Origin of the sequence: Streptomyces sp. WZ.A104 (assembly GCF_002382885.1) — a bacterium.
In the GTDB taxonomy this organism is placed as follows: Bacteria; Actinomycetota; Actinomycetes; order Streptomycetales; family Streptomycetaceae; genus Streptomyces.
Genome location: NZ_NWVL01000068.1, coordinates 1 through 25854, shown reverse-complemented (window position 1 = coordinate 25854; position 25854 = coordinate 1). Strand labels below are relative to the sequence as shown.

Below are 25854 nucleotides of genomic sequence, written 5' to 3'. Positions count from 1 at the left end.
CCCCCCGACGTACTGGTGATGCTTTCAGAGCGAAAGGATTCTGGTAACCGCTTGCAGGCCCACCTTGATGTGATCGTGATCGATATCTGACGCCGGAACGCCGAATTCCGGTGAGATCCGGAGGGAATGCGGCGAGATCCGGAAGGATTCGGCGGCAGGCGATCAGTCCGCGGTGTTGAGCATCGACGCGGCGGCGTACGTCAGGTAGTCCCACAGCTGCCGCTCGTGCTCGGGCGCGAGCCCCAGTTCGTCCAGCGCGACCCGCATATGGCCGAGCCAGGCGTCATGGGCCGCCCGGTCCACCCGGAACGGGGCGTGCCGCATCCGCAGCCGGGGGTGGCCCCGGTGGTCGCTGTAGGTGCGCGGGCCGCCCCAGTACTGCATGAGGAACAGGGCGAACCGTTCCTCGGCCGGGCCCAGATCCTCCTCCGGGTACATCGGCCGCAGCAGCTCGTCGCCCGCCACGCCCTCGTAGAAGCGGTGCACCAGGCGTCGGAACGTCGCCTCGCCGCCGACCTGATCGTAAAAGGTCTGCTCCTGAAGCGTGTCGCGCGGAATCTCTGTCACCCGTCCATGTTCGCAGACGCACCGGCCGAGGACAGGGGTCCTAGGACCAAGGGACCGGGCCCGGGATCGCCGTTGGCCGTTGCGGGCCCCGCGCAGGACAGTGGAGAGATGGGAGCAGACCGGGAGACCCCCGCCGTCCCCGCCGCCGAGGCCGACGCGGCGAGGCATGCCCTGGTGCGGGAGATCGTCGCGCAGGGCGGGCTGACCGACCCCGCCTGGTACGCCGCCTTCGCCGAGGTGCCCCGCCATCTGTTCGTGCCGTCCTACTACGTGCACGGCATCGCGGGATACGAGCGCCTCTGGGGCGAGGACCCCGACCCCGAGCGCCGCTCCCGCTGGCTGAGCGGGGTGTACGTGGACAGGGCGCTGGCCACCCGCATCCGGGACGGCGAACTCATCTCGTCCTCCAGTCAGCCGTCCCTGATGGCGCAGATGCTGGAGGCCCTCGACGTACGGGGCGGCGACACGGTCCTGGAGATCGGCACCGGCCCCGGCTACAACGCGGCCCTGCTCTCGCACCGGCTCGGCGAGGAGGCGGTGACCAGCATCGATCTGGATCCGGAGATCACGGAACCGGCCCGCCGCCACCTCGCTGCCGCCGGGTACCGCCCGACGGTGATCACCGGTGACGGCGCCCGCGGTTGCCCGCGGCGCGCCCCGTACGACCGGATCATCGCGACCTGCACCCTGCCGTCCGTACCGCAGGCCTGGCTGGAGCAGTGCCGCCCGGGGGCGCGCGTCCTGGCCCCGTTCGCCACCGGGCTCGTCGCGCTCCGGGTCTCCGCGACCGCGCAGGGGCCGCGCGCCGAGGGGCACTTCCTGCACACCCCGGCGTACTTCGTGCCCCTGCGCGGGGCGCTGCCGCTCCCCGCCGGGCTTCCGCACCTGGGCGGACTGCCCCGCCGGGCGGCCGGGAACGATCTGTTCCGGTTCCTGCTGACGCTGACCGCGGGCGCTCTCGATCCGCACGAGGCCCTCTCCCTCTGGGAGCGCGAGGGGCGCCCGCAGCGGGAGAGGTACGGCATCACGGTCGGCCAGGGCCGCCAGTGGGCCTGGCTCGACGACCCGCAGGGCCCCTACACCTGGCCGTTGAGCGAATGAGCGCCGCTCAGTCCCGGCGGACCGTGATCGTCGTCCACGCCCCGACGTGCACCTGGTCGCCGTCCTGGAGGGGTACGGGGACGTAGGGCTGGATCGGGTCCTCGGCGCCGTTCAGCGTGGTGCCGTTGGTGGAGTTCTGGTCGACGACCGCCCAGCCGCCGTCGGGCTGCTGCACCAGCACCGCGTGCTGGTGCGAGACGCCCGGGTCCTCCGGCGGCACCGAGAGATCGATGTCGGGGGACTCGCCGGTGCTCTGGCGGCGGCGGCCGATGGTGATCTGGTTGCCGGTGAGCGGGAGACGCTGCTCGGGGGAGTACGCGGGCAGGTTCAGCCCGGTCGCCTCGGGACCGCTGCGCTGCATCATCGCGAGGAAGTACTCGCGGTCCGGAGCGATGACGGCGGTCCAGGACAGGGGCTGCTGGGGGCGGTCCTGGCCGGGCACCCCGCCGTTCGGCTGCCCCTGGTCGTACCCCTGCTCCCGCCCCTGTCGGCCGTACCCCTGGTCCTCGCCGTGGCTCTGCTGACCCTGCCGGTCGTACCCCTGGGCCTGGGAGGGCGGCGGGAGCAGCCAGTCGTCCCCGCCGCCGGTGTGGCCGGAGGACTGCGGCGGCGTGGGAGGAGCCGACTGCTGTTGCTGTTGCGGCGATGCGAAGGGCGAGGACTGCCGGGGCTCGAACGGGGAGGGCGCCGACTGCTGCTGCTGGGACGGGTGCCCCTGCTGCGCATACGCGGGCGGCGGCGGGGGACCCTGCTGGAACGACTGCGGAGGAGGACCGGCCTGGCCGCCGTGGCCGTGCGGACCGCCCTGAGGGCCCTGGCCGCTCCGGCCGCCCTGCTCGGGGGCGAGGGGTTCGGCGGGACGGTTCATCTGCGAGGGGCGCGAGCCCTGGTAGTCGAACGGGTCACGCTGCTGGGGCGCGCCACCGGGCCCGCCCTGACCGCCGGGACCGCTCTGACCGCCGGGTCCACCGGGCGCGTTCTGACCGCCGGGTCCATCCGGGCTGCCCTGGCCGCCGGGTCCGCCCTGGCCGCCGGGGCCCTGCGCCTGGAAGCCGGGCGGCAGGTTGAGACCGGGCGGGGGGCCGCCGGGCGTGCCGTGCTGCGGGGCCAGCGGGGTGTAGGAGGTCGCCGTGTTGGTGAGGAAGTTCCAGCGGCACTCCTCGCAGAACGGCGCCATCGCCTCACGCGGCGTACGGCACTGCGGGCAGAGCTCCGCCTGCATCGTGGGCTGGCCGCCGCTGGTGCCGGAGCCCTGCGGATAGCCGTAACCGGGCGCGGGCGGAGGCGGCGGGGGCACGGCGCCCGCGGGCGCACCGCCGGCGGCCATGCGGTGTCCGCAGACCTCGCACCAGTCCTCGGAACCCGACTGGTGTCCGTTCGGGCAGGTCGGCATGTCGGCGCTTCCCCCTTTCTTCTTCCGGCCCCGGAGGCCGCATGCTGTCGATCGCGGCGCCATGACCGCGAGGTGATCGTGTTGTGCTACTTCTTGACGCGAACGGTCTTGGTGGAGCGCGTTTCGAGGGTCATCTCGTCCGCTTCCGCGACCTTCGCCTTCAGTCGCACAGTACCTGTCGCCGCATCGACGACGTCGACCACCTTCGAAAGCAGTTTCGCAGTGTCCTGGTTCCCGGACGCCGACGCCAGCTGCACCGCACGGCCCAGTTTCGCCGTCGCGCCGTCGAAGTCGCCCGACTTGCGTGCGTCCAGACCCTGCTGGATGACTTGTGCCAGTTCCGCCTGACCCGTGTAGTGCGCGACCTGCGGATTGATCGAGGTCGACGCCACCATGTCGTCCGTCCACACCGCCCGTACGAGCCCCTGGGGCAGGGTCTGCGGGGCGCCCGCGCCCGGGGGGCCGGGCAGGACGAGCGAGACCCGGGCGGCCAGCATCTCCTGGCCGATCCCGGCCGCCGGCACCTGGACGCACACGTGGTAGTCGCGGGACTCGTCGCCCCACGAACCCGTCGGATAGTCCCCGGCCCGGGGGCTCGCCTCCGTGCGCCGGCCGGTCAGGTCCGCGACCGTCGGCGCGACCTGCTTCACGAAGCGGATCTCCACCCCCACGGGCGTCCAGAGCCGCAGCGCCACGTCCGCGACCTCCTTGCCCATGGCGTTCTCCATCATCCGCGTGAAGTCCGCGGCCAGCTCCGAGGGGTCGGCCACGATGTCGGCCGTGCCGAGGAGGGCGGCGGCTATGCCGGTGACCTCCTTCACTTCCCAGTCGGTGCCCACCCCGCGGGCGTCACAGGTGAACCGCCCGGCGCAGGAGTCCAGGGCCGCCCGCAGGTCCTCGGGCGCCTCGTGCTCGTTGCGGCCGTCGGTCAGCAGGATGCCGTGCCGGATGCCCACGTCGGCGGAGCCCAGCAGCCGGTCGGCCAGCCGCAGCCAGGTGCCGATCGCGGTGCCGCCGCCCGCGCTCAGCTTCCGCAGGGCGTCCTTGGCCCGCGCCTTCGTCTGCGCGTCGGCGACCGCGAGCCGCCCCTCACCCGGGTAGACGTCCTTGGCCACATGCGTCCCGGCGACCACCGCGAACCGGGTGCCCTCGCGCAGGGTGTCGATGGCCGCGGCCGTCGCGTCGCGCGCGTTGCGCATCTTCGTCGGCGGATAGTCCATCGAACCGGAACAGTCGACCATCAGCACCACGGCCGCGTCGGGCGCCTGCCCCGGCCCGTACGCCGGTGAGGGCGCGATCCCCGCCAGCGGAACGCCCCCGGTGGTGCCGCCGCCGGTCGAGGTGACCGTGACGATCGCGTTGACCTCACGTCCGCCCTCGGGCAGGAACGCGTTCTGGTACACCTCGACGGAGAACTGCGGCACGTTCGACTTGGAGAAGTTGGCCATCTGGTCGGCTCCTTGAAGCTCAAACGGCGGTGCAGGCCGATCCTGCCCCCTGCGGCCCCACGGCGAACGGCAGAAGAGCCACTGTTACGTTGTCGTGGCCCCCGCCGTCGAGCGCGTGCCCGACGAGCACCTGGGCCCCGTGCAGCGGGCGCGTTCGGGCCTCGGCCGGGACGACGGCGGCCATCTCCTGCGCCGACTCCGCGTAGTTCCACAGGCCGTCCGTGCAGACGACCACCAGGCCGGGCCGGTCCGGCTTGAACGCGGCGGTGTGCGGCTCCAGTTCGTACGCGTCGGCGCCGAGCCAGCCGGTGATGGCGTGGGCGCGCTCGTCCGCGTACGCCTCCGCCTCGTTCATCAGGCCCGCCGCCACCATCTGCGCGGCCCAGGAGTCGTCCTCGGTGAGCCGGGCGGGCGGGCCCGTGCGGTCCTCGGGCACCCAGTAGACCCGGCTGTCGCCGACCCAGCCGACGATCAGCAGCCCGCCCGCCATGATCGCGCCGACCAGGGTGCAGGCCGGGGCGTTCTGATGGCGGTGCGCGTCGTGCTCCATCGCCCCGGCGGGCTCCTGCGCCAGGGCGTTGACCGCCTCGGACGCGGCGACGATCGCCTCGTGCATCGCCTGCTGCGGATGAGTGCCCCGGGGCAGCGACTCCAGGAGCGACTCGTTGGCGGCGCTCGCCGCGGCCGCCGACGCCTCGTCGGGCCGGCTCGCCGAGGACACGCCGTCGCAGACGATCGCGACGACGGCGGGCGAACCGTCCGGCAGCGCGGTCGAGGACACCGCGAAGGAGTCCTCGTTGCGGTGGTGGCGCAGGCCCCGGTCGCTGACGGCGGCCACCGCGTCCAGCTCCTGCTCCATGTGGTCGCGCTCGCGGGGCTGCGCGTGCCCGCAGTTCTCGCAGTAGCCGTCCCGGTCCACCTGGCCCGAGCGGCAGGCCACACACACCTTCGCCCCGGCGGCGGGCGCGGCGAAGGGCGCGGCGGCGTGCTCCGCCGTACGGGGATCGGGCGCCGCCAGCGCGAAGTCCCCCGAGTCGTCCGCACCGCCACGGGCCCCCGGGCCCGTCCGTTCGTCGTGGCGCACGGCTCCGGCGGCCTCGCCCGCCGGCACCGTGATGGCCATCGTGGGCCGGTCGTGGGGGCGCGCCGGCACGGCCGAGAGGTCGTAGCCGCACGCCCCGCAGAACAGATCGCCCGAATCCAGCGGCTCCTCGCAGCCGGGGCACCTCGACACGGCGGGCTGCTGGTCGCTCTGAGACATCTTCACACCCACGTCCGGGGGCGGAAACGGTTGGCCCGCTCCACCAGTTCGATCCTCTCGTCGCCCCGCTGCGCGAGCCGGGCGAGCATCCGGTACGAGCTTTCCAGCCCGAACCGCAGTCCCCGCTCGTCCCGTTCGGCGCCGAGCAGCTTCCGGGAGCCCGGAGGCCCGGTCTCCGGCCCGCCCGGTGACGGGGCACCGGGACTACCGGAGAGTACCCAGTCCAGCGCCTTGCCCAGTACCTCGGTCGACAACTGCTCGCGCCGCACCGGATCCAGACCGAAGGCGGCCAGCGCCGTCACCTGGCCCGCGGCGGCCGTCAGATCGGTCAGCAGCGGCTCGTGCGGGGAGCGCTCGCGCAGCCGTGACCGCACGGCGGCGACCCGGGCGGCCGTGTAGTGGATCGAGGCCTCCGGCACCGACTCCAAAGTGCGCACCGCCGCGTCCCGGTCCCCGGCGGCCATCTGCACCCGGGCCAGGCCGAACGCGGCGCTGACGTAACCCGGATCGGTCGCCCACACCAGGCGGTAGTACTCGGCGGCGTTGTCCAGCTGGCCCAGCACCTCCGCGCAGATCCCCAGCGCCAGCTTGGGCGCCGTCTCCCCGGGGAAGGCGTCGTAGACCGCGTCGAAGGAGAGCGCGGCACTCTCGTCGTCACCGGTCACCAGCGAGGTGACGCCGCGATACCAGACGACCCGCCAGTCGTCCGGGTGTTCACCCTCCAGGGTGGTCAGCGCACGGGCGGCCGAATCCAGCTCCCGCATCTCCAGCCAGGCCCGCAGCTCCCGCAGCCGGGTCTCCGGCGAGGGCGCGGGCACCGCGCGCAGGGCCGTGATCAGCTCGGCCGGGGCGGCGGCCATCAGTCCGGCGAGGAAACCGGCGTTCGGGTCCGTCGCGTCGACCCGGGGGACGGGCAGCGCCAGCGAGGTGGCCCGGGCGTCGAACGCGACGAGCCGGACGTCCCCGGGGACCGCCGGTCCGCTCGTGGGCCCGTACGCCGCTCCCATCGCCGTGCCGGGGGCGGGCTCCGCCGTCCGGGGCGCCGGGACCGGGGCGTGCGCCGGGGGCGCGTACGTGAGCGGCGCACCGCCCTGCGGACCGCCCCGGACATGGGTCGGCGGCGCCCCCAGCGGGTCGGCCCCCGCCGGGTCCGAAGCCGGATGGGAAGGCTGGGCGCCCACCGGGAGGGCCCCCGCCGGGCCCGAAGCCGGACCGGAAGGCTGGGCTCCCGACGGCAGCGCCCCCGCGACCGGTGGCGGGGGCGCTGCGGGCGCCGCCCCTCCCTGTGCCGGAATTCCGGACAGCGGACGCGCCCCGCCCCTGCGGCGGCCGAAGAGCCCGCCGCGAGAGGAGGCGGCGCGGGCGCCCAGCTCGGACACGTCGCCCCTCTGTTCGGCGAACAACTCCGTGTCGGTCACGCGCAGTTCCGTGCCGAACAGCGTCGACAGCGCGGGCCTCGGCCGCCCCGTCTGGAGCGCCACGACCTCCCGCAGCACCCCCGTCAGCTGCTCGGCCATCTCCGCGGCCGAGGCGAAGCGCCGGGCCGGGTCCGGGTCGGTGGCCCGTACCAGCAGCCGGTAGAACGACTCGTAGGTGCGCAGCACCTCGATGGTGTCCGGGTCCGGCAGCGAGTCCACGAAGACGTTCGTGTACCCCTGGAAGTCGAAGGTGAGCACCGCCAGCGTCCGCGCCACCGTGTACAGGTCGGAAGCGACCGAGGGGCCCAGCTCCGCGACCTCGGGGGCCTGATAGCCGACCGTGCCGTAGATGGCCGACTCGTCGTCGTCCATCCGGCGCACCGCGCCCATGTCGATCAGCTTCAGCTGGCCCTCGGTCTGGATCGCGTTGTCGACCTTGAAGTCGCAGTAGAGGAGATTGCGGCTGTGCAGATGGCCGAGCGCCTCCAGCGCCTCGATCCCGTACGCGCACGCCTGCTCGACCGGCAGCGGATCGCGCTTCCCGGCCGGGGTACGGCGCTCGTTGGCGATCTCCTTGAGCGCCTTGCCGCCGACGTACTCCATGACGATGTACCCGTCGAGCGAGCCGGTCCGCTGGTCCAGGTGCTCGACGAAGTTGTAGATGCGGACGATGTTGGCGTGCTCGATCTCGGCGAGGAAGCGGCGCTCGGAGATCGCGGCGGCCATCGCGTCCTGGTCGCCGGTGTCCAGCAGGCCCTTGAGGACCACCCAGCGGTCCGAGACGGCGCGGTCCACCGCGAGGTACACCCAGCCGAGCCCGCCGTGCGCCAGGCAGCCCACGACCTCGTACTGGCCGTGCACGATGTCCCCGCCGCCCAGCTTCGGCACGAAGGAGTAGGGGTGACCGCACTTGGTACAGAACCCCTCCGTGCGGCCCGGCCGGTCCCCGCGCGAACGGCCCACCGGGGCCCCGCAGTCCGAGCGGGAGCAGAACCGCTTGCGCTCGGGTACCTCCGGGTTCTCCAGCACCGCCGTACGCGGATCGGGCCGGGGCACGTCCGGCACCTCCACCAGACCGACGCCGAGGCGGCCCCGGGCCGAGGTCGCCGACGTCGAACCCGAGGAGCGCACCGAGACCGAACGTGAGGTGGACGCCCCGGACAGCGAGCGCGACAGCCGCCCCGAGACCGAGCGGCGCGAGGTCGACGAACGCGACGAGGACCGCGAGGAGGCGCGGGACCCGGAGCGCTGCGAGGAGCTGTCCCGGCTGCTCGCCCGGCCACCCCCGGCGACCCCCGTGGGCGGCGAACTCACCATGCCCGTCGGCGAGACGACCGGGGCCAGGCCGCAGGTGCCGCAGTACAGCTCACCGCCGCCCATGTCCTCGTAGGCGCCCTCGCAACCGGGGCGCTGGCACTGCGTACTCATCGGCTCTCCCCCTGTTCGCCCGCGTCCCGCCGGTCCTGGGGTCCGTCGGGCCGACGCGGCGCCAGCAGTTCCTGGACCGCGTACTGGTAGCGCAGGACGGCCTGCTCGGCGACCCGCAGATCGCACGGCGCGCTCCACAGCATCCGGCGCGCCGCGTCGTACCGCTCGATCAGCATCGGGTCCTCCGCCAGGCCGTGCCGGGCCACCTTCGCCTTGTACGCGTCGAGCCGGCCGCGCAGCTCCGCGCGGACCGCCAGCGGGGCCGTCACCGAGGTCAGCGACTCGCGGGCGCGCAGCAGTTCGTCCTCGGCCTCCTGCTCCAGCGACTCCAGCAGCGGCGAGAGCCGGTGCCACTGGGCGTGCCTGCGGTAGTCCGACGCGGCAGCCAGACGCTCCTGGAGGGCGGTCGGCGGACCGCTGACCGCGGGCACCTCGGAGGCGGCGATCTTCGCCAGCACCTCACCGCGCGCCGCCCGCGCCTCGGTGAGGGTGCGGTCGGCCCGGGAGAGCACGTCCCGCAGCCGGACCAGGCGGGCCTCGGCGTCCTGGCGGACCGCGAGGACCGCCTCGATCTCCCGCCGTACGTCCTCCAGGGCGCGGGCGGCCCGGTCGTAGCGCGAGGTGTCGGGGCGGCCCCCGCCGGGCGCCGCGCTGCCGGGCCCCGGCAGCCAGAACGCCAGTGGGTCGGATATCACCTGGGTCCGCAGGGTGGTCAGCTCCTCGGTGATCTCCGCGAGATCGTCGCCCGCCGGATGCTCACCGGGCCGCACGCCCACCGAGTGGGCCAGGGAACGCGTCCGGTGCAGCTCGGCCGCGAGCAGATCGATCCGGGCGGGCAGCGCCGACCAGACGGAGTCGGCGGCGACGACCATGTCCAGGGAACGGGCGTACAGCTCGTTCATCCGGGCGACCAGTTCCTGGAGCGAGAACCGCTCGGAGAGCCGTGCCGGGCCGGCGACCGGGGGCGGCGGCAGCGCCCCCGGGTTCGCCACATGGACCGCGTCCCCGCGCAGCAGCTCGGTCAGCGCGGCGAGGTCCTCCCGGTTCGGCTGGCGCCTGCGGGCCCGTATCTCCCGGGCCTCGGCCAGCGCCCCCGCGTAGGCGTCGAAGTACCCCCAGAGCAGGGTGATCGACTGCTCGGTCGTGGCCCAGCGCTCCCGGGTGACACCGGTCAGCCCGGCACCTTCCAGGAGCCGGCGGCCGGCATGGTCCTGGAGGGCGAGGAGCGAGGTCTCGATGGCCTCGTGCTCCGCACCGAGCCGGGCCAGCGCACGGTCCGCCTCCTCCCGGTCCATGACCGGGCCGGGAGGCCTCCCCGCGAAGCTGGGGAAGGATCCCGCGACGCCCATCGAACACCTCTCCGCTCTCCCCGCCGGCCGTCGGCCCGGCGGGATCGCTTGCTTCGGTCTGCTCCGGTCCGTACGCCTGCCGGTGGTACGGGGTCAGTCGTTGCGGTACTTGGGTGCGGGCGGTGCCGTGATGCCGGGCAGGCCGGTCGCCAGCCACTTGTCGTAGGACGTCATCCAGGCGCTGTTCCTGCCGCCCGCCCGGTAGTCGACGAGGACCTTGTTGACCCGGGCCACCAGGTCGTCGGCGCCCTTCTTGGTGGCGACGCCGTAATACTCGGTGGTGAACGGAGCCTTCCCCTTCAGCTCCACCGCCGGGTCCTGGGCCGCCTGACCGGCCGCCAGGGCGTTGTCCGTGACGATCGCGTCGACCTCGCCGAGCTGGAGCCGCACCAGGCAGTCCAGCTGGTTCGGCACGGTCAGCCGGTCCCGGTCGCGCTCGGTGCCGTCGAACTCGTCCTTGTAGACCGCCCCGAAGGACTCCTTCTCCAGCGCCTCGTACGCGGTGGAGCCCTCGGCCGAGCAGACCCGCTTGCCCTTCAGCGAGGCGTCGTAGCCGGTGATCGCGGACTCCTTCGGGGCGAGGACCTGCTGTCCGGCCTGGAAGTAGGCGGTGGAGAAGGAGACCTGCTCCAGCCGCTTGCAGTTGATCGTCATCGTCCGTACGACGACGTCGACCCGCTCGCTCTCCAGGGCGGCGATGCGCTGGTTGGTGGGGATCGCACGGAAGATCACCGCGTCCGGGTCGCCCAGGACGTCCTCGGCGACGGCCCGCACCAGATCGATGTCGAACCCCTCCAGCTCACCGTTGGCCGGATTGCGGTAGCCCCAGCGGAAGCTGTTCTGGTCGACTCCCGCGATCAGCTTGCCGCGCGCCTTGATCTTCGCGATGTTCGGCCCGTCCGCCCCCGACGGCGGCAGGCTCGCCTCCGGCTCCGTGCACGCCTCGGCGCGCGCCTGCACGGCCGCGACCGCCCCGCCGCCCGCCGCATCCGCACCGGCCGGCCCGCCGCTGTGGTGGGACAGCGGCAGCAGGGTGACCGCGGCGGTCACCGCGCACGCCACCGCCATCCCCGTCACGCCACCCCAGCCACGCAGCCGGCCGCCCGCGAACCGGCCTTTCACGGACCGGCCCCTCGCCCTGGTCATCGCTGCCCCTCTCACCGGTACTCCGAGAGCCTGCGGTTGACCCCGACGATCACGGCGATCGCCCCCAGCACCGCCAGTGCCGCGGCCCCTGTCGGCAGGCCCCGCAGCGCCCCGCGCCCGTCCTCCGCCGCCGCGGTGAACTCGCCCTGCTCATGGGCGAGCGCCTTCCTCAGCGCGGCGTCCACCTGCTGGAAGGACTCGCCGGTGGACCCCTCGGCCCCGATGATCTGCTGCAACGCGCTGCCGTAGTCGCCCTGGTCGTCCGTGGCACGCGCCGCACGGTGGCGGCTCTGCCACTCGGACACGGCGGTGGCGGCCCTGGCCACCGGCTCGCTCCCGCTCCTGTCGTCGGCGAGCCGCTCGGCCTTCTCCAGCCGGTCCTTCAACGCCTTCATACCCGTGGTGTAGTCCGTCTCGTACTGGTCGGCGGAGCCGTCGGCCGTCAGCACGGCACCGCGCGCCACCAGGGTCAGATTCTCATTGGCGCGCGCCTTCAGGGAGTTGATCCGGGCGTCGTTGAGCACATCCAGCGAGGCCTGACCGTGCGTCATCGCCGACCGCAGCTCCGTACGGGCCACGGTATGCCCCGCGGCCAGCCAGAGCACCACCACCGACGCGGCCGCGGTCGCCGCCAGCAGCCCGTGGTTCAGCACCCGGTTCGTCCGGCGGTAGGTGCGTCGCTGCATCCACGCCAGCGCGCCCAGCGCCAGGAACCCGGTCCCGAGCGACAGGAGCGGCCACCGCCGGGCGTCGGCGGAGTCCGACTCCAGCCGGCCGGTCTCCGCCGCGTACAGCCGTTCGGCGGCGGGCAGCATCTCGCCGGTCATCTTCTGGTTCGCGTACCGCAGATAGGCGCCGCCCAGCGGCAGGCCCTGTCGGTTGTTGGCGCGGGCCCGCTCGATCAGGCCGGTGTAGACCGGAAGAAGCTCGTTGAGCGTGGTGATCTCCCGCCCGGACGCGGTGGCGGAGTCCGTGTTGGCCGAGGCCTTCACCAGCAGCCGCGCGGCTTCCTCGATGTCCTTCCGGTACTGCTCGCGCACGGCGTCGGGCTCCTGCGCGCCCGCGAGGAAGCCACTGGCCGCGGAGGTGTCCGCGTCCGCGAGGAAGCGGTAGATGTCCGCCGCGTCGGCGCTCAGCGGCTGGCTGCGCCCGACCACGTCGTCGGCGGCGGCGGCCCGCTGGGATATCTCCAGGGTGGTCACCGCACCGAACGCCACGACGAGCAGGGCCAGGACGGCCCCGATGATCTGGAGCCGGCCGGGCTCGGTCGTCGCCACGGCACGCAGCCGCCGCGCCTGTGCGCCCAAGCCGCCGCCACGCGGTGCGGGCACGCCGACGGGCGCGGACACCGGGTCCGGCGCGTGCAGCGGCGGCGCGCCGCCGCTCGGCGGGTGTGTCACTCGACCTCCCCCTCGGTCACGGACGGCGGGTCCCCCGTCCCCTTCCGGACGGCGCGTGCCCGGCCAGAAGTATGGCCGCGGGGACGGGCATCCACACCAGGAACGCCCAGATCCCCCATCGGCCCCCGCATTCGATCAGTGCGGACGCGGCCGATCAAGACAACCGGTGCGACGTGCCCGGAAACATCCCCATAAGCGAACGGACTCCCCATCAAGTACACGTTCCACGAAGCCGATCGGTTCCCTCGCCCCCCTCCTGTCCCCCGTACGAGGGGCGGCTCCCGCGTACAAGGGGGCGCCCCACCGCGCGGTCTCCGGTGGGGCGCCCCCTGGCGTTCCGTGTGCTCCGGCTCAGGCGTACTGCGCGCGCAGCCTGCGGTGCACATCCGGCGCCGCACCCGTACGGTCCAGGCCCAGCAGCGCCGCACCCAGCACCGGCGGCTCGGCCACCACACGCACGTCGGCCTTCGGCGCACGGGCGGCCAGCAGATCGGCGATCCGGTCGTTCAGCTGCGGATGCCGTGCGGCCAGCACACTGCCGCCCAACAGCACCGGAACCTCCTCCTCCAGCAGCTCCAGGCGGGCCAGCGCCACCGAGGCCATCGCCACCACCTCCGCCGCCTGCCGCTCCACCAGCGCGGCGGCCACCGCGTCCCCGGCGGCCGCCGTGGCGAACAGTACCGGCGTCATCTCGTGACGCCGCCCCGGCTCCACGGCGCCCCGGTGCAGCGCCTCGATGAGCGCGTACACCGAGCCGAGACCGAAGTGCCCCGGCAGCGCCCGGACCAGCTCCGTCGGCTCGCCGCGCCCGTCCTCGGCGCGGGCGGCGAACCACAGGGCCTCCTCCGCGAGACCCGAACCGCCGCCCCAGTCACCGGACATCCGCCCGATCGCGGGGAAGCGGGCGGCCCGGCCGTCCGGGGTCATGCCCACGCAGTTGATCCCGGCCCCGCACACCACCGCCACGCCCCGGGGCTCGTCCACCCCTGCGCGCAGGATCGCGAAGGTGTCGTTGCGGACCTCCACCGACGTGCCCCAGGCGCGCGCCTCCAGGGCGGCCGCCAACTCGGCCTCCTCGACCGGCAGATCGGCGTTGGCCAGACACGCGGAGACATGCCCGAGCGAGCCGACCGGGCCCGGCAGGTCCGCCACCGCCCGCTCCAGTACGGAGGCCAGCCCGTCGACCGCCGCCGCCACCCCCACGACCGGGGGCTGGAAACCGCCGCCCCGGGCCGAGGCCAGCACCGTGCCGTCCGCGCCGATCAGCGCCACATCGGTCTTGCTGTTGCCCGCGTCGACGGCGACGACCGACACGTTCACGCCCACGCGAGGTGCTCCCGGTTGTGGGCGATCAGCCGGTCGGTGAGGCCCTCGGCGTACTCGTACTGGCCGATCAGCGGATGGGCGAGCAGCGCCTTGAAGACCCGGTCCCGGCCGCCGCGCAGCGCCGCTTCCAGGGCGAGGTCCTCGTACGCCGTCACGTTGGCGATGAGACCGGCGTACAGCGGGTCCAGCGCGGGCACGGCCAGCGGGGCCGCACCGTCGTGGCCGACCCGGGCCTGCACCTCGATGACCGCGTCGTCCGGGAGGAACGGCAGCGTCCCGTTGTTGTACGTGTTCACCACCTGGACCGGCGAACCGCCGCCGCCCAGCAGGGAGGCCGCGAGGTCGACCGCCGCCTCCGAGTAGAACGCGCCGCCGCGCCTGGCGAGAAGCTCGGGCTTCTCGTCCAGCGCCGGGTCGCCGTACATCGCCAGCAGCTCCTTCTCCATCGCCGCGACCTCGGCGGCCCGGGACGGCTTGGTGCCGAGCTCCCGGACGACCTCGTCGTGGGCGTAGAAGTAGCGCAGGTAGTACGAGGGGACGACGCCGAGCCGGTCCACGATCCGCCGGTCCATGCGGAGGTCGTCCGCGATGGCGTCGCCGTGCTCGGCCAGCAGCTTGGGCAGCACGTTCTCACCGTCCGGGCCGCCCAGACGCACGCCCAGCTCCCAGGTGAGGTGGTTGAGCCCGACGTGGTCGAGGTGGACCGCGCCCGGCTCCACCTCCAGCAGGCGGGCGAACTTGCGCTGGAAGCCGATCGCCACGTTGCACAGGCCGACCGCCTTGTGCCCGGCCTGGAGCAGCGCGCGGGTGACGATGCCGACCGGGTTGGTGAAGTCGATGATCCAGGAGTCCGGGTTGGTGCGGCGCACCCGCTCGGCGATGTCCAGGACGACCGGCACGGTCCGCAGAGCCTTGGCGAGACCGCCCGCGCCGGTGGTCTCCTGGCCGACGCAGCCGCACTCCAGCGGCCAGGTCTCGTCCCGGTCGCGCGCGGCCTGTCCGCCGACGCGCAGCTGGAGGAGGACCGCGTCGGCGTCGGCGACGCCCGCGTCCAGGTCGGTGGTCGTGGTGATCTTCCCGGCGTGGTCCTGCTTGGCGAAGATCCGCCGCGCGAGGCCGCCGACCAGCTCCAGCCGGTCGGCAGCGGGGTCGACGAGGACCAGCTCCTCGACCGGGAGCGTGTCCCGCAACCGGGCGAATCCGTCGATCAGTTCAGGGGTGTAGGTGGACCCGCCACCCACTACTGCGAGCTTCATTGTCAGCCCTTTACTCCGGTCAGTGTGACGCCCTCGACGAATGCCTTCTGGGCAAAGAAGAAGACGGCGATCACGGGGGCCATGACCAGAACGGTCGCGGCCATGGTCAGGTTCCAGTCGGTGTGGTGCGCGCCCTTGAAGGACTCCAGGCCGTAACTGAGCGTCCAGGCGGCCGGGTTCTCGGAGGCGTAGATCTGTGGTCCGAAGTAGTCGTTCCAGGCGGCGAAGAACTGGAAGAGGGCGACGGCCGCGATGCCGGGTCTGGCCATCGGCAGGACGACCTTGATCAGCGTGCGGAACTCGCCGCAGCCGTCGACCTTCGCCGCGTCCAGGTACTCGTTCGGAATGGTCAGCAGGAACTGCCGCAGCAGGAAGATGGAGAACGCGTCACCGAAGGCCATCGGGATGATCAGCGGCCACAGCGTGCCGGACAGGTCCATCTGCTTCGCCCAGAACAGGTACATCGGGATGATCACGACCTGCGGCGGCAGCATCATCATCGAGATGACGAGCATCAGCGACAGCTTGCGGCCCCGGAAGCGGAACTTCGCCAGGGCGTACGCCACCGGGATGGACGAGACGAGGGTGAGGACGGTGCCGAGCCCCGCGTACAGCAGGGTGTTGCGCCACCAGGTGAGGAAGCCCGGGGTGTTGAAGACCCGCTCGTAGTTGCCCCACTCCCAGGTGTCCGGGGTGAGGTCACGGGTCAGCGCCTGCTGGTCGTTCATCAGCGAGGTGAGCACCACGAAGACGAACGGCAGCACGAAGAAGAGCGCGGCGGCGATCCCGAGGGAGTGCACGGCGATCCAGTGCAGCAGCGCCCTGCGGCGGGCGGTGCGCTCGGCGGGCGTCCGCGGGCCGGTCGCCGGGGCGGTGCCGGCCGCGGGCTTGTCGAGGAGTTGGGTCATGGCTCAGTCACCGGCCTGGATGAGGTTGTTGCGGCCCCGCATGAGCAGCGCGGTGAAGGCCATGGCCAGGGCGAACAGGATGAGGGCGACGACACAGGCGGCGCCGTAGTCGAACCGCTGGAAGCCGAGGTTGTAGACGAGCTGGGGAAGCGTGAGTGTCGACTTGTCGGGATAGCCGGGCTCGAAGGACTGCCCTGAGCCGCCGATCACCCCGGAGGCGACCTTCCCCGCCACCAGCGGCTGCGTGTAGTACTGCATGGCCTGGATGACGCCCGTCACCACGGCGAACAGCACGATCGGCGAGATGTTCGGCAGGGTCACGAAGCGGAACTTCTGCCAGGCGGACGCGCCGTCCAGCTCGGCCGCCTCGTACTGCTCGGTCGGTACGTCCAGCAGCGAGGCCATGAAGATGACCATCAGGTCCCCGATGCCCCAGACCGCGAGCATGGTGAGCGCGGGCTTGGACCAGGTGGCGTCGTTGAACCAGCCGGGCGTCGGCAGCCCCAGGTCCCCGAGGATCGCGTTGACCGGCCCGGTGCCGGGGTTGAGCAGAAAGACGAAGGCGAGCGTCGCGGCGACCGGCGGGGCCAGGTAGGGCAGGTAGAACAGCGTCCGGAAGACGCCCGTCCCCGTCTTGATCCTGGTGATCAGCAGGCCGATGCCGAGCCCGAAGACGACCCGGCAGGTGACCACGACGACCACCAGCCAGAGCGTGTTCCACAGCGACGGCCAGAACATCGGATAGTCCTGGAAGACGTACGTCCAGTTCGTCAGCCCGTTGAAGACCGGCGCCCCGAACCCGTCGTAGTCCGTGAACGAGAAGTAGACCGTAGAGACCATCGGGTAGGCGAAGAAGACCGAGAACCCGATCAGCCACGGCGACATGAAGGCCGCGTTCCGAAGCGCCGATCTGCGGCGCTTGGAGCGGAGTGTGTGCGTCGTCATCGGGGGCTACTTGGCCTTGGCGATGTCGGTGTCGATCTGCCGGGCGGTCTTCTCCAGGCCGGCCTGGAGGTCCTTCACCGCGCCCTTCTCGTACTGGTAGCCGAAGTCCTGAAGGGTCAGCTGGTATGTCGATCCGTTGACGGCCCCGTCGGGGGTGCTGGACTTCGGGTGCTGGGCGATGTCCAGGAAGGTCCGGAAGCGCGGGTCGAACTTCAGGTCGGGCGACTTCAGTGCCTCCAGGGTGGAGGGAACATTACGGATGCCGTTGGCGAAGTCGACGACCGCCTCGGTGTCGCTGGTCATGTACTTCACCAGCTCCCACGCGGCGTTCTGCTTCTTGCTGGCGGGGGCGATGCCCACGACCGTGCCGGAGAGGAAGCCCTTGCCGTAGCTGTCCGCCTCGTCGTCGGCGACGGGCATCGGGGCGACCCCGATCTCGAAGTCGGCCCCGGCGTCCTCGGCCATCCCGAGCCGCCACTCGCCGTCCAGCTGCATGGCCACCTGGCCGGTGTGGAAGGGGTGCTTGGCGCCCCACTCGTCACCGAAGGTGCCCCGGTACTTCTCCAGCTTGGCGTAGCCGCCGAGATCGTCCACCAGTTGCTTCTGATACGTGAACATCTCCGCGAACGCCGGGTCCTTGGCGATGTTGGACTTGCCGTTCTCGTCGAAGTACGTGTGGTCCCACGAGGACAGGTAGTGGCTGGCGACGGTCTCGTAGCCGTGGAAGTTCGGCATGAACCCGAGCTGCGAGTAGCTGTCGCCCTTCTCGACCGTCAGTTTCCTCGCCACGCTCGCCAGTTCGGACATCGTCTTCGGCGGAGCGGTGATCCCGGCCTTCCTGAACGCGTCCTTGTTGTAGTAGAGGCCGTAGGCGTCCGTGAGCAGCGGCAGGGCGCAGCGCTTGCCCTCGAACTGGGTGTAGTCGAGGAGGACCTTCGGGAAGGTCTTCTCCAGGTCGAGCTTCGACTTGTCGATGAACGGCTTCAGATCGGCGAACGCGCCCGACGAGCAGAACTTGCCGACGTTGGCGGTGGTGAACGAGGAGACCACGTCGGGCCCGTTCGAACCGCCGGCCCGAAGTGCCTGGTTGAGTTTGTCGTCGTTGATGTTGCCGGAGACCTTGACCTTGATGTTCGGGTGGGCCTTCTCGAACCGGTCGATGCTGTCCTGGACGGCCTTCACTTCGGCGGGCGAGCTCCAGCCGTGCCAGAAGTTGATCGTGGCGTTCGCCTCTGGGTCGTCGGTGGCCCCGGTTCCGGACTGGCCGGTACACGCGGTGGCGAGCACCGATATCGCGGCGACGGCGACAGCGGTGGTGGTGAGACGGCTTGTGCGCATGACGAGACTCCCAGGGACGGGGAAGTGACAGACGGCAGGGGGAGAGGGCAAGGGGGAGAGCGGTGGTTCAGCGCGAGGTGTCGAACACTTCGTCGCGGGTGTCGGCGAGCGCCCGTTCCAGGGCGCCGCGCAGGACGGGGGTGCGGTCGATCTCGCCGAGCACCAGCCGGGGCCGGGAGGCGGCGAGCTCGGCCAGCTCGGACTGGATCAGGGAGCGCAGGACCTCGCCGCCCGCCGCGACCGCCCCGCCGGACAGCACGATCAGCCCGGGGTCGAGGACGGCGGTGACGGAGGCGAGCCCGGTGGCCAGCCGCTGGGCGTACTGCCGCAGCAGCTCGGTCAGCGCCTCGTCCTGCCCGTACGCCTCGGCCGCCCGCGCCAGCAGCGAGGCGGCGACCCCGGCGTACGGCTGCTGCGGGGTGTCGATGCCCAGGGACTTCGCGAGCCGGGGCACGGCCTGGGCGCCCGCCAGCTCCTGGAAGCCTCCGCTGTTGGCCTTGACGACCTGGCGTACGAGGGGGGTGCCCGGCACCGGCAGGAAGCCGACCTCGCCCGCGCCGCCGGTGAAGCCCCGGTGCAGGCGCCCGTTGATGACGAGGGCGGCGCCGAGCCCTTCCTCGTTCCACAGCAGGACGAAGTCCTCGTGGCCCCGGGCCGCGCCGAGGCGCTGCTCGGCGACGGCGACCAGGTTGACGTCGTTCTCGTACTCCACCGGCATCGGCAGGAACGCGGCCAGCTCGTCCAGCAGGGTGGGGGAGTGCCAGCCGGGCAGGTGCGAGGCGTACCGCAGCCGCCCGGTGCCCGGGTCGAAGGCGCCCGGGGTGCCGATGACGACCCGGTGGACATCGGCCCGCGTCAGCCCGGCGTCCTTCGCCGCCCCGTCCAGCGCGTCGGCGACCTGCCGCACCACGCTGTCGGCGCGCCGCCCCGGGGTGGCCAGCTCGAACTGTCCGACGGTCCGACCGGTCACGTCCGCGACGGCGGCGACGATGCGCCGCGCGTTCACGTCGAGCCCTGCCACATGGGCGGCCCGCGCGTTCACCGTGTAGAGCTGCGCGCTGGGCCCGGGCCGCCCCTCGCTGGTCCCGGTGGCGACGACCAGACCGGCCGCCTCCAGCCGGGCGAGCAGCTGGGAGGCGGTCGGCTTGGAGAGTCCGGTGAGCTTCCCGATCCGGGTCCGCGAGAGCGGCCCGTGCTCCAGCAGCAGATCGAGGGCGGCCCGGTCGTTCATGGCCCGCAGCACCCGGGGGGTGCCCGGAGTGCCCGGGGAGCCGGGTGGGCCCGGAGTGCCCGGGGAGCCGGGTGGGCCCGGAGTGCCCGGGGAGCCGGGTGGGCCCGGAGTGGTTCCCGCCATCGTGGATGCACCGCCCTCTGTCAGGAACTCGCGTCCGTGACTCTGTTAGGAAAGTTTCCTATTCGGTTGAGAGGACCGTAGGGCGCAGGCCGCCTGGGCGTCAATGGGGACCGCCCGTCCGGCTGCGAAAGTGTTGCCTCGCACGCGAACGCCCCCGGCCGACGCCCTGGGGTCCAGGGCGTCGGCCGGGGGCGTCGGGCGAACGGCCTACTTGGTCAGCGTGGCCGGCGGTATCGGTGTGGCCGCCAGGGACTGCGGGGAGGTGGCGGACGCGTAAGCCGAGGGGGCGGCCATCCCGGCGGTCGGGTCAGGAGAGCTCCCGCCGTCCGCCTGGGCCGGGACCGTGCCGACCATCGAGATTCCCGCGTCGTCCAGCGCCCGCTTGATTCGCCAGCGCAGCTCGCGCTCCACGCCCGTGGACTTGCCCGGCATCGTCTTCGCGGAGACCCGGACCGTCATGGAGTCCAGCAGGACCTCGTCCAGGCCCAGCACCTCCACCGGGCCCCACAGCTGCTCCGACCAGGGCTCTTCCTTCGCCAGGGAGTCCGCGGCGGCGGTGATCGCCTCGCGCACGCGCTCCAGGTTCTCCGTCGGGCGCACGGTGACATCGACCCCGGCAGTGGACCAGCCCTGACTGAGGTTGCCGATCCGCTTCACCTCGCCATTGCGGACGTACCAGATCGCGCCGTTCTCGCCGCGCAGCTTGGTGACCCTCAGGCCCACCTCGATGACCTCGCCGGAGGCCACCCCCGCGTCGATGGAGTCCCCGACCCCGTACTGGTCCTCCAGGATCATGAAGACGCCCGAGAGGAAGTCGGTGACCAGGTTGCGGGCGCCGAAACCGAGCGCCACACCGGCGACGCCGGCCGAGGCCAGGAGCGGTGCCAGGTTGATCTTGAAGGCGCCCAGGACCATCAGGGCGGCCGTGCCCATGATCAGGAACGAGGCCACCGAGCGCAGCACCGAGCCGATCGCCTCCGAGCGCTGGCGTCTGCGCTCCGCGTTCACCAGCAGCCCGCCCAGCGCCGTTCCCTGCACCGTCTGGGCGCTGCGGTTCATCCGGTCGATGAGGTTGGTCAGGGCACGTCGGATCAGATAGCGCAGCGTGATCGCGACAGCCACGATCAGCAGGATCCGCAGTCCGGTGCTCAGCCAGGTGGACCAGTTCTCCTCGACCCAGCCCGCGGCGTTCCCGGCCTGCTCGGCGGCTTCACCCAGCGAGTCGGCCGGCCCGGGCGACGGGGCTGCGGCCAGGAGGGCGGACAGGAACACGGCAGGGACCTCCAGGAGGACGAAGACGGACCGGCAGAGCTGACGATGGTTGACCAATAACACTAACGAAGCCGGGGGAGTGGATCGTTGCAGTCGCGGGAGGAGAGACAGGTCTCATTGGGGATACCTGGGCTGTGGCCGATCGCACAGCGCGGACGGCCGCCCTGGTAAGACACCCGCTCGGTGCCCGGAAACGGCACGCGGCGCCCGGGGTGAGGAAAATCCTCCCGGCCCGTTACCCGTACGTGGTGGCGCTTTGACCAGGCATGAGGAGAGACTGAGATCGGATCGTCCCGGCGCGAGCCACGCGCCGCCGGCGTACAAGGAGGCATCCACCGTGCCGCACGTCCTGGTTCTCAACGCGTCGTACGAGCCGCTCGGCGTCGTACCGCTCCGCCGCGCGCTCGTCCTCGTCCTCGAAAACAAGGCCATCTGCCTGGAGGAGTCCGGCGCCTTCCTGCACAGTGCCACCCGTGCCGTGCCCGCGCCCAGCGTGGTCCGGCTCAAGCGCTTCGTCCGGGTCCCCTACCGGGGGCCCGTCCCCCTGACGCGCCGGGCCCTGTTCGCCCGGGACGGGGGCCGCTGCATGTACTGCGGGGCCGCCGCGACCAGCGTCGACCACGTCATCCCGCGCAGCCGCGGTGGACAGCACGCCTGGGACAACGTGGTGGCGGCCTGCCGCCGCTGCAACCACGTCAAGGCCGACCGCCATCTGCCCGAGCTGGGCTGGCGGCTGCGCCATCAGCCCGCGCCGCCGACCGGCCTGGCCTGGCGGATCATCGGGACGGGACACCGAGACCCGCGCTGGCTGCCGTATCTGCAACCCTTCGGCGCGGACGACGTGATGGCCCGGATCGACGGCGTCTCCGCCTGAGACCCGGGCCTTCGCCGCCCCCGGGCCCGCCTGCGCGGGGCGGCCGCCCCCCGGCCCGCCGTACGTATCAGTCGTCCGCCACCGCGTACGCCTCGACCGACCAGAGCGAGTAGCCGTACTGGGTCGCCCGGCCCTCGCCCTGCACCCGGACGAACCGGGTGTCCTTCGCGTCCATCCGCACCGACTCGCGCCCGCCCCGGCCCTCCCGGACGGTCGCAGCGCTGCGCCAGGTGCGGCCGTCGGCGGAGACCTGTATGCGGTAGCGGGAGGCGTACGCGTCCTGCCAGTTCAGCACGACCTGACCCAGGCGTACCGGCCGCTCCAGCTCCGCCTGCCACCAGGCCCCGTCCTCCACCGGTGAGGACCACCGGGTCTCCGGATCGCCGTCGGAGGCCGCCGACGCCGGGAAGTCCGGGGTCTCGTCGCCCGACGAGGACGCCTTCGCCGTACGTGCCAGATCCGGGCCGCCGGTACGGGGGAAGGCCCGCACGGTCAGCGTGGACTCCTGGCCGCCGAAGGCCAGCGGCACCTCGTACTCGCCCGCCGGGGTGTCCGCCGGGACGGTGATGTCCACGGGCACCTCCGTACGTGACCCGCGCGGCACGGTCGTCTCCTTCGGGACCCGCACCTTGATGCCCTCGGGGGCCTTCGCGGTGAGCCTGCCCTTCACCTCGGCCGGTCGCTGCCCGGCCAGCCGCGCCGCGACCCGCTGGGGTTCGCCGCCGATCTCGGCGTCCGTCTCGCGGCGCGCCAGGTCGAGCGTGGCGGCGGGCTCGTCCCCGAACCACGGCACCAGGGCGCGCACCTGCGGGGCCCCCGCCACGACCGCGGGAGAGGGAGGCAGGGGCGGGTTCAGATACGAGGGCGGGGCATTGCGGGCGGCCTCCGGCACGGTCACCCGTACGGCGTCGGCGCGCAGCCCCTTCGCCGCGGTCTGGGTCCAGCCACTCGGGGAGAGCTGCCCCAGCGCCCGCCAGCCCTCACCGGGCACATGGGCCTCGACGACCGCGCCGGTGCCGGTGGACCCGGGCTCGGCCAGCGCCGTGACGGCATCCACCGGGCGGACCCCGTTCAGCCGGACCGTATAGCTGTGCGCGTCCTTCGAGACCCGGCCCGGTGCGCGGTCGGTGCCGTTCCACCCGGCGGACGCCTTCGCCACCTTGTCCAGGAACGGGTCCAGGACGCCCTTGCCGACGCTCGCCCCGCTCGCCGTGATCTCCTCGCGCAGCGGCTCCAGGGCCAGCTGGGCCCGCCAGGCCGCCGCACCGTCCCCGGCCGCCTGGGCCTGGAGCAGGTCCACGGCCAGCTCACCGGCCCGGCCGTAGCGGGCCAGCTGCTCGGTCCACGGGCGCACCTCGTCGGTCAGCCGGCCATCGGCGGGGGTCTTCAGCCGCTCGGGGGCCTGCCGCATCACGGAGAAGGCCGCCCGCAGGTCGCGGGCCGCCCGGCCGCGGGCGGGGGCCTCGGCCGCGCGGGTCTTCCAGAAGCCGTCGAGCAAGGGCTGGAGGTAGGCGGACTCCTGCGCTCCGAGCACCGAGGCCGCGCTGTTCCCCGCGAGCGCCCGCAGCGCGTCCCGGGCCCCCGCGTCTCCGCCCGCCAGATCGTCGATCGCCGCCCGCCAGGACTCCTCCGGGCGGTATCCCTTCGGGTTCCAGGCGAAGTCGGCGGCCGTGAACAGCGGGATGCGGGATGCGGACGGCTGCTCCATCGCATTGGCCAGCAGCGCCGCCGAACCGCTCGCCACCGCCGGGTCCCGGCCGGTGTACGGGCCGAGGAAGATGCGGTCCTGGGCGTAGTCGTTGACGGGGTAGTTGTCCATCGTCACCAGCGGATGGCGGAACGCGGCGCGGGCCCCGGCCAGTTCGCCCCCGGTGATGGTCTTCGGCACCACCCCGACCCCGGTCCAGGCCACCTGCACCCGGTCGTCCAGTTCGGCGGCGAGCGCGGTGCGGTAGTCGGTGGCCCCGTCCTGGTAGAACTCCGTCGGCAGCACGGACAGCGGGGCCGCGTCCGGGTGCTGTTCCGCCAGATGCCGGGCGACCGCGCCCGCCACCCGGGCCTGTGCACGGGCCGCCGCCTTCGGACCGCTGCCGAAGGTCTCCGCGTCCAGATCGCAGTGCCACTCGCTGTAGCTGACGTCCTGGAACTGGAGCTGGAAGACCCGGAAGCCCAGCGCCCACATGGCGTCGATCTTCTTCGTCAGCGCCCGGACGTCCTGGTCGGACGCCATGCACATCGCCTGGCCGGGGGAGAGCGCCCAGCCGAGCGTGACGTGCTCGGCGCGCGCCTGCTCCGCCAGCGCCCGGAAGCCGGCGCGCTGGTCGGCCGGATACGGCTCGCGCCAGCGCGCCAGCCGGTACGGGTCGTCGCCCGCCGCGTAGAGGTACCTGTTCTGCTTGGTGCGGCCCATGAAGGAGATCTGGGCGAGCCGCTCCTCGCGGGTCCACGGCTGCCCGTAGAACCCCTCCGACAGCCCGCGTACGGCGGTTCCCGGCCAGTCCCGCACGGTGACGCCCGCCACCGAACCGCCGGAGACCAGCTGACGCAGCGTCTGGACGGCGTGGAACAGGCCGTCCTCGCCCAGCCCGTCCAGCGCGACCGTGCCGCGCCCGGCCACCCGGCCGACGGCGATCCGGTAGCCGCCCGAGGGAAGGTCGGCCCGGTCGGGCGCGCGCAGGGCCCGCAGCGCCTCGCCCGCGCCGGTGCCGCCGAGCCGGACCACGGGCCCGCTGCCCGGCAGACTTTCGTGCAGGGTCCGGACGCCCGCCCCGCGCAGCAGCGAGCGCGTCTGCTCCACGGCGTACGGATCGGCGTCCGGTGCGGCGACGAGGGTGGCCTCGGCGCCCAGCGGCACGGCGGGTCCGGTGCTCCTGATGCTCTGCGGCCGGGGCCACACCGAGGGCGGCTGCGCGCTGTCGGAGCGTTCGGCCGACCCGGTGACGGGGATGGCGGGGTCGACGGGGGCGGCCGTCGCGGCCGGTGCCACGGAGACGGAGCCGAGGAGTCCGCCGATCACGGCGGCGGCCACGGCCGTCGCCTGCCTTCTGCGCCCGATCCGCACGCTGCGCTCTCCTTCGTCCGTACCGACTGCTCGTAGCGGGGTCCGAGCCCACCACCCGGGCGCGGGAGTGTCAATGCGCACGGCCGCTCTGTCGCATTTGCCGGGAATCATGACACCTTCGGGCAGGATGGGGCTGGTGTGGCTGCCGGGAGTGGCCGAAATCGGCCCATACCTGCCGGACGGGGGAACCGGATGTGACTCAGAGCACGTTGGGCTCGTTGTCATAACGCCTGCATCACGTCCACGTCTGCGGTCGCGAGGCCTGGGTAGGTCTGATGTGTCCTGTTCTCCATGGCCAGGAGGCCACCATGCCCGCTTCCGCGCAGCTCCTGCTCTCCGCCCTCTCTAAACAGGTACCCGCCCAGGCCGTTTCCGCGCCGCTGACCAGTGAACCTCCGCTCACCGATGTCGCCCACCTGATCAGCGGGCCCCCGCTCGCCGATGTCTCCCTGCTGCTCGGCGGGTCCACGTTCGCCGACGCCGCACCCCTGACCAGCGAGCCGCCGCTCGCCGACGCCACCCCGCTCACGAGCGAGCCGCCGCTCGCCGCCGTCGCCCCTCTGACCAGCGAGCCGACCGCACCCGGCACCGCAGGGGGCTTGGAGTTCCCAGGAGTCTGAATGGGCTTGTCCCGGCTCGCCGCACTGCACGGTGTCGCCACCTCCTACTCCCCGTCGCCGGATGTCACGGTGTCCGTCCCCGACGACACGGTCATCGCCGTGCTCGCCGCGCTGGGCGTGGACGCCGGCACCCCGGCGGACGTACGGAAGTGCCTCGTCGCCGCGGAGTCCCGCTCGCACCTGCTGCCGCCGACGGTGGTGGTCTGGTCCGGCGAGCCCCTGCCGCCCGCCCTGACCCGTCTTCCCTCCGGCTCGACCGTCACGGTCGAGCCGGAGTCGTCGACGCCCCCGGGGCGGCGCCCGGGCCGCGCTCCGGCCCCGCTGAGCATGCGGGTGCGGGGGGCGGGGCCGGGTTCGCCCGCGCCCTCCGCCGGGCCCGCGCCCGCCGA

At 72.9% G+C, this 25854-nt stretch carries 19 protein-coding genes and 1 pseudogene; 4 read left to right on the top strand and 16 right to left on the bottom strand.

The genetic code is table 11. From position 1 onward, the window contains the following. Nucleotides 1-162: 162 nt before the first annotated feature. A complete protein-coding gene (locus CIB93_RS28975; protein WP_096631149.1) occupies nt 163-567 on the bottom strand; it encodes a globin in 405 nt (134 codons plus the stop codon). Between the two features lie 108 nt (nt 568-675). On the opposite strand from CIB93_RS28975, the gene CIB93_RS28970 reads away from it, so the two are divergent. Continuing rightward, on the top strand, nt 676-1668 hold the full coding sequence (locus CIB93_RS28970; protein ID WP_096631147.1) for a methyltransferase domain-containing protein: 993 nt from the start codon (nt 676-678) through the stop codon (nt 1666-1668). Between the two features lie 7 nt (nt 1669-1675). Here CIB93_RS28970 and CIB93_RS28965 read toward each other — a convergent pair whose 3' ends face one another. The 14 genes from CIB93_RS28965 to CIB93_RS28900 all read right to left on the bottom strand — a co-directional run bounded on the left by CIB93_RS28965 (nt 1676) and on the right by CIB93_RS28900 (nt 20910). Next, complete coding sequence (locus tag CIB93_RS28965; protein ID WP_096631146.1) at nt 1676-3061, bottom strand: FHA domain-containing protein; 1386 nt, start codon at nt 3059-3061, stop codon at nt 1676-1678. Nucleotides 3062-3147: 86 nt separating this feature from the next. After that, nucleotides 3148-4509: a VWA domain-containing protein gene (locus tag CIB93_RS28960; protein WP_096631144.1), complete on the bottom strand. Its 1362-nt coding sequence runs from the start codon at nt 4507-4509 to the stop codon at nt 3148-3150. A 19-nt stretch (nt 4510-4528) separates the two neighbouring features. Continuing rightward, nucleotides 4529-5770, bottom strand: a complete 1242-nt coding sequence (locus tag CIB93_RS28955) for a PP2C family serine/threonine-protein phosphatase (protein ID WP_179500283.1) — start codon at nt 5768-5770, stop codon at nt 4529-4531. 2 nt (nt 5771-5772) lie between these two features. Then, entirely contained in the window at nt 5773-8616 is a 2844-nt protein-coding gene (locus CIB93_RS28950; protein WP_096631143.1) for a serine/threonine-protein kinase, read from the bottom strand. Beyond that, nucleotides 8613-9965 (bottom strand): hypothetical protein, encoded by a 1353-nt coding sequence (locus CIB93_RS28945; RefSeq protein ID WP_096631141.1) that lies wholly within the window; start codon nt 9963-9965, stop codon nt 8613-8615. Before CIB93_RS28945 ends, CIB93_RS28950 begins: the two co-directional genes overlap by 4 nt. A 93-nt stretch (nt 9966-10058) precedes the next feature. Next, entirely contained in the window at nt 10059-11111 is a 1053-nt protein-coding gene (locus CIB93_RS28940; protein ID WP_096631139.1) for a glutamate ABC transporter substrate-binding protein, read from the bottom strand. 11 nt (nt 11112-11122) lie between these two features. Beyond that, nucleotides 11123-12511: a hypothetical protein gene (locus CIB93_RS28935; protein WP_096631138.1), complete on the bottom strand. Its 1389-nt coding sequence runs from the start codon at nt 12509-12511 to the stop codon at nt 11123-11125. A 351-nt stretch (nt 12512-12862) separates the two neighbouring features. Next, nucleotides 12863-13837, bottom strand: a complete 975-nt coding sequence (locus CIB93_RS28930) for an N-acetylglucosamine kinase (protein WP_096631136.1) — start codon at nt 13835-13837, stop codon at nt 12863-12865. Next, on the bottom strand, nt 13828-15093 hold the full coding sequence (locus CIB93_RS28925; protein ID WP_096631134.1) for a 6-phospho-beta-glucosidase: 1266 nt from the start codon (nt 15091-15093) through the stop codon (nt 13828-13830). The genes CIB93_RS28930 and CIB93_RS28925 overlap by 10 nt, the downstream gene beginning before the upstream one ends. Nucleotides 15094-15095: 2 nt before the next feature. Further along, complete coding sequence (locus CIB93_RS28920; RefSeq protein ID WP_096631133.1) at nt 15096-16001, bottom strand: carbohydrate ABC transporter permease; 906 nt, start codon at nt 15999-16001, stop codon at nt 15096-15098. A 3-nt stretch (nt 16002-16004) separates the two neighbouring features. After that, nucleotides 16005-16946, bottom strand: a complete 942-nt coding sequence (locus CIB93_RS28915; RefSeq protein ID WP_096631131.1) for a carbohydrate ABC transporter permease — start codon at nt 16944-16946, stop codon at nt 16005-16007. A 6-nt stretch (nt 16947-16952) separates the two neighbouring features. Beyond that, entirely contained in the window at nt 16953-18284 is a 1332-nt protein-coding gene (locus tag CIB93_RS28910) for an ABC transporter substrate-binding protein (RefSeq protein ID WP_096631129.1), read from the bottom strand. A 67-nt stretch (nt 18285-18351) separates the two neighbouring features. Beyond that, nucleotides 18352-19515, bottom strand: a complete 1164-nt coding sequence (locus tag CIB93_RS28905; RefSeq protein WP_096631127.1) for an ROK family transcriptional regulator — start codon at nt 19513-19515, stop codon at nt 18352-18354. A gap of 330 nt (nt 19516-19845) precedes the next feature. Beyond that, entirely contained in the window at nt 19846-20910 is a 1065-nt protein-coding gene (locus CIB93_RS28900) for a mechanosensitive ion channel family protein (protein WP_096631172.1), read from the bottom strand. 337 nt (nt 20911-21247) lie between these two features. Between CIB93_RS28900 and CIB93_RS28895 the strand changes: the two genes are divergently transcribed. Further along, nucleotides 21248-21784, top strand: a complete 537-nt coding sequence (locus tag CIB93_RS28895; RefSeq protein WP_006124472.1) for an HNH endonuclease — start codon at nt 21248-21250, stop codon at nt 21782-21784. Nucleotides 21785-21851: 67 nt separating this feature from the next. Here the strand turns inward: CIB93_RS28895 and CIB93_RS28890 are convergent, their stop codons facing one another. Further along, on the bottom strand, nt 21852-24845 hold the full coding sequence (locus CIB93_RS28890; protein WP_096631126.1) for a beta-N-acetylglucosaminidase domain-containing protein: 2994 nt from the start codon (nt 24843-24845) through the stop codon (nt 21852-21854). Between the two features lie 308 nt (nt 24846-25153). Here CIB93_RS28890 and CIB93_RS28885 point away from each other — a divergent pair, with 308 nt between their 5' ends. After that, the gene (locus CIB93_RS28885) at nt 25154-25465 is read left to right on the top strand and encodes a hypothetical protein (protein ID WP_096631124.1); all 312 of its coding nucleotides are present in this window, start codon (nt 25154-25156) and stop codon (nt 25463-25465) included. Then, nucleotides 25466-25854: pseudogene (locus CIB93_RS28880) on the top strand (4-alpha-glucanotransferase); the annotation flags it as partial.